General features: G+C 42.0%; 4 protein-coding genes. All 4 read left to right on the top strand.

The features are described from left to right. Window positions 1–13: 13 nt before the first annotated feature. Window positions 14–169 (top strand): hypothetical protein, encoded by a 156-nt coding sequence (locus AWW68_RS20515; RefSeq protein WP_157717721.1) that lies wholly within the window; start codon window positions 14–16, stop codon window positions 167–169. Window positions 170–251: 82 nt separating this feature from the next. Further along, window positions 252–686 (top strand): hypothetical protein, encoded by a 435-nt coding sequence (locus tag AWW68_RS18370; protein ID WP_068224778.1) that lies wholly within the window; start codon window positions 252–254, stop codon window positions 684–686. 442 nt (window positions 687–1,128) lie between these two features. After that, entirely contained in the window at window positions 1,129–1,956 is an 828-nt protein-coding gene (locus tag AWW68_RS18365; protein ID WP_068224776.1) for a helix-turn-helix domain-containing protein, read from the top strand. A gap of 397 nt (window positions 1,957–2,353) precedes the next feature. After that, on the top strand, window positions 2,354–10,910 hold an 8,557-nt coding region (locus AWW68_RS18360), incomplete at its 3' end, for a Calx-beta domain-containing protein (protein WP_157717720.1).

Genomic DNA, 10,910 nt, shown 5'->3' with positions numbered 1-10,910 from the left:
GTTGAACATCCAGATGATCAGTCCAACAGGAGTGAGCAGACTAGAGAAAGAAGGTTATGACAAGTCGGAGCTGACTATCGATGTAACCAACTTTGAAAGTGGTCTGTACATCATCCAGTTCAGCAATGAGAGATCACTTGTGAGAAAGAAAGTCCTAATCAGAAAGTAGTAACAGAAGTAAGTAGAATATACCGACCCCACGTCCTCCCAATCTTTGGGAGGGCAGGGTGAGGATAAAACATGCAACCAAGATGAAAATAAAGAGCATATACACCCTCACACTAATAGCAGTAATCGCTTTGTTGTCGTTAGGCTGCGAGCAGAAAGATGACGGTACGGGGCCAAGCATTCAAGACCTTGCTTACGAGAAGCTAGCTGGTCAGTGGACGCTAGGAGAGTTTGGGAGCATCAAGCTAGAAGGAGCAGATGTTAGCCCCAACTATCCGGGCTTTGCCCTGTCTTTTGCAGATGGCACATACACCACCACCAACGCTGGCGACCTATTCAGTGCCAGTGGCACATGGGAGTGGGCCGATGAGTCAGCCGCAGTGGTAAACCTAGACGATGGCAAAGTGGTGAACATCCAACAGCTCACCTTTAGCAAGTTTGTGTTCAGCTTTACTAAGTCCGATGGGCCGGTAAGAGCTGGCATGGCCGGTAACTACGTGATAAGGGTAGAAAAATAAATTGTTGATCATATTTATGTTGATTTTGAGCTCATGGCAAACGTGTCATGAGCTCTTTTCTTTGGCTAATACTAAAAGGGTGGGCTTAATGGAATACGAAGTATGATTTTGAGAAAAAAATAAGCAGAAATAAGAATTAGGCTGTTTGTTGATATTCAGTGCTTTACCTTGTGAAAGTAGGCGAATGCTACTAGATGAAGGCAAAACCATTTAGCTAAATCTCTTGGTTTTTTAAGGTTGTATTCTGTTTTAATGGTATTTTTAGAGCGGTTATTGGGGTTTTTAACCAGATCGCCATAGACTCAACTTTTATTTCGCCTAATATGAGGTGTCCTTCATTGTACAAATGTAAGACGCATTTTTTCTCGTGGCCATTACTTAATGGTTATCTCAGTGATTACATCCTCTGGTTTGGGTTTGTTAATCATTTGGCTAACTGTAAATGACTTTAAAGCTCGGCCATATTGAACCTCGCAAAGAGCTTTCTTGTGCTGTCAGGTCTTTCTTTGAAATGTCTTACGATGCAGAGAAGAGTAGAGAAGATTACCTGCTTCCTTCTGGTAGAATTGCATTCTTCTATATCAAAACAGAGAGCGAGTTTCAAGTTGAATTCGAATCTTCAAACAACTGTTCAACAGTAAGCACTGGTTATTATTTAGCTTATTTAGATGGTGCTGCTCGTTATGTTCACCCTAAAATAACAGTTTTAGCAGCCTCGATATATCCTGTTTATCTAGGTCTAATCTTCAGAGTAAAACCTAAAGACATATTGAATACTTTTACTAGGCTAGACACTATCTTTAATATTGAAGATAGTGGTTTGCCAGTAGATGTTAGTCAGCTGAGTTCACTTCGGCTAATGAACCAGATGCAGCGATTTATACTAGCGCAACTTCAGAAAAACCCCATGAGGGAAGATGTAGAGTCAGTTTATAAGAAAATAGTAGACGCCAAAGCATACTCCCTTACTGTAAAGGAGCTTTCAGAGTGGATGGGCTATACGGAAAGACACTTTACAAGCATATTTCAAGAGTATTCAGGCTTTTCCCCTAAGCGATTTATACAGCTAGTTAGGTTTGATCGATCTCTGAAAATGATTGATGATCTTGGTAGTTCTGGTAAATTATCTGATGTGGCTTACGAAATGGGCTACCACGATCAGGCTCACTTCACAAGAGATTTCAAACAGTTTTGTGGTAAAACACCTAAAGAAATAAGAGCTGAGAGAGGCTCTGCTGCTTATCTTTTTCGCAGAGGCAGAGTGTATTAGCCTGTGCCAACTTCCGATTAGTACAATTTATTGTGTTCGAAAGGTTCTTTTTTTGTGTTCTAAGACCCCTCTTTCAGATGCATACTACCATCTGTTAGAGACTCAACTAAAACATTAACGAGTTTCCCTGCTACTACCAGGTCTATTATAAGCTAATGGCTTAATAATGGTGTCCTTGTTTTAGGGAGCATAACACCTTTCACCACACTCATGAAATATACAGTTAGGCAACCTTTCAAATCCAGTGGGCAAGAAGTTCCTACTGGTAAAATAGTATTGAACATTCCTGCTAAAGAGAACATTTAAAGCTCATTTGAGTCACCGAATCTCTTGAATACTAACTGTCCTTTTATAAACGAATTACCAAGCATCTCCATATAGTTTAATTGACTTTTTTATGAAAAGAATCATTCTGTTTTTAATTCTATTAACGTACTATCAAGCAGCATATGCCCAATCAGTTTTTCAAGGGTTAGAATCTTCGGGTTCTGATAGCCGGAATTACACCTCAAATATCACTCCGTATAATCTTAATACTGATACAGACTTATGGACTAGATATACATCTAATATTGCTGAAACAAACGAGATATATTCAGGTGCTACTACTGCTGATTATGCAGAGGAGTTTACTAAAACAGTGAGGGGTGAGGATGAGTATTCAAATACACTTAGTGCTGGAGATATTGCGTTTGTGGGGTATCATACCGATTCAGACGATGGCTTTACTTTTATAGCTTTAACGGATATACCCGGAGGTGAAGTTATTTATTTTACGGATAAAGGTTGGAATGCAACAAATGCTACTTGGTATCTAAATTCAGAAGACCATATTACTTGGACTGCACCAGCAGGAGGAGTTTCTATAGGTACTGTTATATCAATCATAGAAACTTCAGGCGATAGCTTTACCGTTACTCACGGAACAGCATTTCTGTCTGGAAGTGGCTTCAGTTTACTTGGGGGAGACAGTATATTGGCTTATCAATCATCATCTGGTGTAGAACCGGCTAACCCAACTTTTATTGCCGGTATATACGGAGATGATAATTATGTACACACTGTTGGATGCGATGATGCAGGCGGTTGGCTTAGCTGTTCTACTTGTACTCATATTAGTGGATCTTGTAGTACCGCAAGTGGAGATACTTCGGGTATGCCTGCAGGTTTAACAAATGGGGAAAATGCTTTAGCTTTATTTCCTAATAAAGGAGAGGAAGATAATGCTAAATACACAGGAACACTTACAGGAACAGTTTCTGTTGTAAGAGCAGCAATACACAATCCTGCTAATTGGACTACAAATCAGAGCCCTATTAATATAGCTGCTAATCAATATTCAGGTATTAATATAACTCCTGATGTATCCAATAATGCCCCCACCGCCTCTGCCTTCACTGCAAATCCATCAGGGAATCTGACTTATACCTTTTCGACTAATGATTTTGGTTATAACGACAGTGATTCAGATGCTTTAGATCATGTATTAATTGAGGCTGTACCAACAAACGGTACATTGTATTTAGATGCTAATTCTAATGATACATTTGATGCGGGAGAAGCAGTCACTGTGGCTCAGCAAGTGACAAAGGCAGATTTAGATGCTGGTAACCTTCAATATATACAGAACGGAAATACAAACACTTCATTTCAGTTCGAAGTCAATGATGGTAAAGCCGATAGTTCTGGAGACTATGTTGCTACCTTAAATATGATCTCTCATTCAGTGGTTAACTGGGCTGGAGGAAGTAACGCAAATGCTGCTACTACAGGACAAGATGGTGTAGCTGCAATAGCCCTAGGCGAGTTTAGATTAGATGCTGGCGCAAGTGTACCTTATACCGAGTATGACGATTTTAATTATTTTGCAAATTTCCCGCCTGATGGATTGGATTTAGCCTATTCCAACAGTCTAGTGAACACTTCGGCACCTAATGCTGGTTATTCGTTTGCTGAAACCTCTGGAGCAGAGTTCAGCTTAGATTCATGGGTTTTCTTTTCAACTACAGATAGAACGCCTGGTGATGATTTTAGGATGATTGGGCTTAGAAATGGGGTGGAAGTTGTACGGTCAGATTTTCAGTTAGGAGATATAGACAATATGCAATATGTTACCATGACCAGAGATACACACTATTCTGGTAGTGAGTGGCAGAATGTTGATGAAGTTTATTTGGTTCACCTAGGTACTAATCCGAATGACGCTCAAAACAAAGGCCAAGTTAAGTTTATGATAGGTGATGTAACCGTATCTGCTGCGGTAGCGCCTACCCCACCAATTATAGAAGTAGGCACGGAAAACACTGCCAGCTCTAGCAATGCAGTTACTCCGCAAAGTAATTTTTTCGAAGACTCTAGAAGGGAATATTTAATTACAGCTTCCGATCTGGGTGCTCTAGGGTTAAAAAATGGAGATAAGTTGTATTCACTAGCATTCAAATATACTAGTGTAAACCCAGTAACATCCAATGTTACAATTAGTCTCAAATCTACCACGCAAACGGAATTTTCTAGTTTCTCATTCGAAGGTGGGGGAACGCAGGTCTTTTCAGGAACACATACACCTAGTGTGGGATGGGCCACAATAGTTTTCGACACTCCATATACTTATGATGGCAATGGCATAGTGGTGAGTTATTGTTATGATAACAATTCTTTCAGTGGTAACTCTACAGTAGAGTATAGTGTAACAACATATAGCTCAAATAGGTATGCTTATACCGATGGTGCTTCAGGTTGTAGTCTAAGTAGTTTTGGAGTCAACTCGAATAGACCGAACATGCAGTTTGCTACTGTCCCACCTAATAATGCTCCTACGGATATTTCGCTTACTGCTACTTCTATCAACCAAAGTGTTACAGGAGTAAACACAACGGTTGGTACACTTTCTACCACAGATGCAGATGGTGGTGATACCCATACCTATTCTTTGGTTGCAGGTACAGGAGACGATGATAACGCTAGTTTTAATATTAGTGGTACTACTTTAAGAACAGGCAGTGCCCTGGCCGCAGGTACATACGATATAAGAATAAACACCAATGACGGTACTGATGATTTTGCCGAAGAGTTTACCATTACCGTGGTAGATAATGTAGCTCCTTCAGCGCCTAGCACCCCAGATTTAGCTACTTCCTCAGACTCTGGTAATGAGGAGCATACCGCAGGGTCTACTTCAGATAACCTGACCAATGATACCACACCAACATTTGAAGGTACAGCGGAAGCTGGCGCTACCGTAAAAATAATATCGAATGTCGATGGAGAAGTAGGTAGCGGTATTGCAACGGGTGGAAATTATTCAATAACTACGAGCGCTTTGACTGCTGGTGCTCATACCATTACGGCAACTGCAACAGATGGATCCGCAAATACCAGTTCTGCTTCTTCTGCCTTGAGCATTACCATCGATACTACTTCACCTACAGTTAGCATTTCTACCACTTCCAGTAATCCGACCAATGATAATCCCATTCCCGTAACTATCACCTTCAATTCTGAGGCAGATAATATGACGGAGAACGATATTACCGTGGTGAATGGCACAACTAGTAATTTTGTTTCTCCAGACAGTACTAGTTTTTACGTGGATATTACGCCTTCGGGTAATGGGGGCGTTCAAGTATCCCTTGGCGCAGGCACGGCTTTTGATCGAGCAGGGAATGCCAATACTGTTTCGAATACATTAAGTCTAACTTTTGATGGAACTGCCCCAGCGTTCAGTTCAGTAAGTCCAAGCTCAAGTAGTTCAGTGAGTAATGCAAATGTTGGTTACACCTTGTCTGAAGCTATTGCTTCAGGTACAGTTACCTTTACTCGTACAAGTGGTACAGCCGATGGCAATTCACCACATGTGGTAAACCTTACAGGCAGCGAGTTGAATGCAGGAACTTTTTCTGCAAGAGCTCTTACCAATGCACCAAGCTTGGTTAGTGGAGCAACTTATACTATATCATTTGATGCAACAGACGTGGCAGGTAATAGCGCTACTACTGTGAGTTCTACGGGTGTGACTTTTGATAATATTGCACCAACTATTACGTCCATTACAGCACCTGTTAATGGGGCTTATAATTCAGGAAAAAACCTACAATTTACAGTAGCCTTTAGTGAGTCAGTTAGCTATGACGATGGGAACTCATGTGAGCCACCTTATTTGCAGATCAACGTAGGAGGTGCTATTAAAGTAGCGACTTACTCATCAGGGAATGGTACGGCTTCTTGGACTTTTACTTATTCAGTGGGGAGCAATGATAGTGATGATGATGGTATAGCAATCAGCTCTTTTAGTTTAGGAGATTTAGGGGTTCAAGATGTAGCAGGAAATGCTCTGAACACTACTTTGCCAACATTGCCGAATACATCTGCCATTATCATAGATAATACGGATCCAGTAATTAGCTCTGTGAGCCCAAGTTCGAGCAGTATGATAAGCAATGCTAATGTAGGTTATGCTTTATCAGAAACAATAGCTTCCGGTACAGTTACCTTCACTCGTACCAGTGGTACAGCCGATGGCAGTTCACCACATGTGATAAGCCTTACAGGCAACGAGTTGAATTCAGGAACTTTTTCTTTAGGAGCTCTTACCAATGCACCAAGCTTAGTTAGCGGAGCAACCTATACTATATCATTTGATGCTACAGACGCGGCAGGCAATAGCGCTTCTACTGTGAGTTCTACTGGTGTGACTTTTGATAATACAGCTCCAGTAATTAGCTCAGTTAGTCCTAGTTCTAACAGCGCTGTAACTAATGTAAATGTACGTTACACTCTATCAGAGGCAATTGCTTCGGGTACAGTTACCTTCACTCGTACTAGTGGCACAGCCGATCGCAATTCTCCACATGTGGTAAGCCTAACAGGCAGTGAGTTGAATGCAGGAACTTTTTCTGTAGGCGCTCTTACCAATGCACCTACTTTGGTAGATGGTTCTGTTTATACAATCAGCTTTGATGGAGTAGATGGAGCGGGCAATGCGGCAACAACTGTGAACTCAACAGAAGTGACTTATGATGTTACCTTACCAACAATTACATCCATTACTGCCCCTGCAAATGGCTCATACAACGCAGGTAAAGATCTAACATTTACTGTGACCTTTAGTGAAGCAGTGACTTATAGTCAGATAGGTTCATGTTTTCCTCCGTCTTTGAGAATCGATGTTGGAGGATCTATCAAAGCTGCAACTTATGTATCTGGAGACGGTACCGATTCTTGGACCTTTACTTATTCAGTGGGAAGTAATGATAGCGATAGTGATGGAATTGTAATCAGCTCTATTGATGTAGGTGATCTAGGTATTAAAGATGAAGCAGGAAATGTTTTAAACACTACTTTACCAACACTACCAAATACATCGGCTATTCTAGTAGACAATGCAGCTCCTACAATTAGCACATTAAGTCCAGCAGACAATACCACTGGTGTTAGCTTAGATGGAGACTTTGTCCTTACATTCAACGAGGCCGTAGTAGCTAATACAGGTAATGTTACCGTGCATAGAGTGAGCGATGATGGTGTAGTAAGAACATTTGATGTGACTAATAATGCTATTGTATCTGTTTCTGGCAGTGTAGTTACGCTTGATAACACTTCAGATCTTGCTCTCAATACAGAGCATTATATTTTGGTTGATAATGGAGCGTTTGAGGATGTGGCAGGGAATAGTTTTGCAGGTATTTCAAGTATCGCAACTTGGAGTTTTACCACAATCGAACAAACTAAAATGTCAATTGATGATCCTTCTATTGCAGAAGGAGAATCTGATAGCAAAAGCCTTACGTTTACGGTTTCTTTGTCTCAACCAGCACCTGCAGGAGGAGCAACAGTAGACTATGCTACTTCTGATGGCACAGCTAGTTCGGCTTCAGATTATACTGCTACTTCAGGAACGGTAAGCTTTGTAGAAGGAGAGTCTAGCAAGACCATTACCGTTACTGTTTCTGATGATGCTGTTGTGGAAGATGATGAAACATTAACCGTAGGTCTTACAAACCCTGCCGGTGCTAATGTGGTGATTGATGATGCTACAGGAGTTGGAACCATCACTAACGATGACCAGGCAACTGTAACTATTGCAGACGTTACTGTAGCCGAAGCTGATGGAACAGCAACGGTAACCTTCACTTTAGATAATGCAGTTGAAGGAGGCCTTTCAGTAGATGTTAGTACTACAAATGGTACCGCCACGGGCGGAGTAGACTTCTCGCCAATAACAGCTCAAACCATTACGTTTGATGGTACAGCTGGCGAAACAGAAACACTCGATATTACAATTACAGCTGATGCTATAGTTGAGGCAGATGAAACAATTACTGTTTCAATGAGTGGACTGACACCAGCAACTGCGGCTTCAACAGATATTGATATTACAGACGGAGCCACGGTAACTATCACAAACGATGATGTAGCTGTGATTACCATTGCCGATGTAACAATAAGCGAAGATGCTGGAACAGGAACCGCAACGCTTACCTTAGACAAAGCAGTAGCAGCAACATTCGATGTTTATGTAAACTCAGCAGCCGGAACAGCTGGCCACAACGATGACTTCACTGAAGTATTTAATGAGATTGCTTCATTTGCAGGAACAGCAGGTGAGACGCAAACCATCAACTTCACTGTGCTAGATGATGATGTAGTTGAACTTGATGAAACCTTCAGGTTATTGTTGAGCAGTGTAACCAATACATCTCTAAATCATGATGATTTTAACCTAACCGATGAGGCAACGGTAACCATTAAAAACGATGATGCCGCTACACTTGCTATTGATGATGTTGATAAGGCGGAAAATGCTGATGGAACAACAGCTACATTGACCTTTACAGTAACGCTAACTGGTGATGTTGATCAAGGTATGACGGTTGATTTCGCAACAAGCGATGGAACAGCACTTTCCGCTAGCGATTATACTTCAGGGTCAGGAACCTTGAACTTTGCAGGTACCGATGGCGAAACGCAAACGCTTTCAGTTGCAGTTTCAGATGACGATTTAGTTGAAGCAGACGAAACATTTGATGTCACGCTTTCTAACCTGCTAGCCGGAGGAAGAAACGTTAGCATCTCTGATGCTACAGGAGTTGGGACCATCACTAACGATGATCTAGCGTCTATCACTATAGCCGATGTCACTGTTGATGAAGAAGACGGAACGGCTACTGTAAGTTTAGTGCTAAATAAAGCGGTAGAAGGAGGTCTTACTGTAGACCTAAGTACAGCAGATGGAACAGCGACTACTACCGATAGCGATTACACCGCGTTGGTTTCTAGTCCAGTAACTTTCGCTGGTACAATTGGTGAGTCACATGATGTAAACATTACTATTGGCTCGGATTCCAAGCTTGAAGCAAACGAGACCTTTACAGTTTCCATGAGCAACCTAACTCCTGTAACGGTGTCTTCAACAGATATTGATATTACAGACGGAGCCACGGTAACCATCAATAATGACGACCAAGCAACTGTAACCATTGCCGATGCAAGCGGGGCAGAAGCTGATGGAGCCATTACGCTAACCGCTACATTAGATAACGCAGTAGACGGAGGCTTCTTTGTAGAATTAAATACTGCCGATGTAACAGCGCTTTCAACTTCAGATTACACTGCGCTTATTAGCCAAAAGCTGACCTTCTCAGGAACAGCAGGAGAGCAGCAAACCTTCACTATTACCCCTACAGATGATAGTATTGAGGAATCTACGGAGACACTTACTGTGAGCATGAGCAACATCTCAGCAGGAACGGTAGATGAAAACAACATCGATATTACCGATGGAGCTACAATAACCATTACCGATGAAGATGATAATACCGCACCTGTTGGATATTCAGTTACCCTTGACGATGCCTTGATCGGCTCAGCCGAAACAGCCATCAGCACCTTCACCTTTACAGGGGCAGAGATTGGAACTACTTACAACTATATGGTGAACTCAGATAATGGCGGAACCAAGGTTGCAGGATCAGGAACAATTGCAACAGCCACAGATCAGGTAACATTAACAGACCTTTCAGGACTGAACGATGGAACACTGACCTTGTCAGTAACATTGACCGATGCCTCAAGCAATGTAGGAACAGTAGTAACTGCTCAAGCAACAATCGACCAGACCATGGAAGCTACCTTGTCACCAGCCGATGATGCTATTGATGTTCTACCAGATGCCAAACTAAGCATGGACTTTGGAGAAAATGTCTACAAAGGAACCGGTAACATCACCATTGCACAGACCAGCAATGACGAGGTATTGGAAACCATAGACGTGACAAGTAGCAATGTTGTAGTAAATGGTTCAGAAGTAACCATAACTCCAACAAACCTATTGTTACCACCAAGCACAGAGTTCTATGTTTCTATAGAAATAGGAGCACTTACCGATGATGCAGGGAATAACTATGCAGGTGCTACAAGCAAAACAGCTTGGACGTTTACAACAATTGCAGCACCAGTAGTAACCGCTACAACAGTTCCTACGGCAGACACGTATGCGATAGGTGATAAGCTTACTTTCGAGACCAGCTTTACGCTACCAGTAACTATTACAGGTACGCCAAGCCTACCAATTACGGTTGGAACAGAAACGAAGGCCGCCACACTAAGTGGAAAAGTAAGCGAAAGCAACACCGCAACGTTCACTTATACCATTACAGAAGGCGACTTGGATACAGACGGTATCATGGTTGGATCAACCATCGACCTGAACGGAGCTACCATGGTAGATGAGTTCGGAACCGATGCGATCTTAACGCTTAATAATACCGCCAGCACGGCCAATGTTAATGTAGACGGAATCCGCGCAACACCAACCATTACTTCAGTGGTGAGCGACCTGACCAATGCAGCCTTTACAGTAACTGTTACCTACGATGAACCAGTTTCAGGCCTAACAGCTGAAGACCTGAACATCACCAACGGTACAGCAGATAATGTAACGGTAGTAACCGCAGGCC

This window comes from Roseivirga spongicola (genome assembly GCF_001592965.1).
GTDB lineage: Bacteria > Bacteroidota > Bacteroidia > Cytophagales > Cyclobacteriaceae > Roseivirga > Roseivirga spongicola.
Note: the sequence above shows the minus strand (reverse complement) of the source record. Positions and strands in the feature narration are given on the sequence as shown.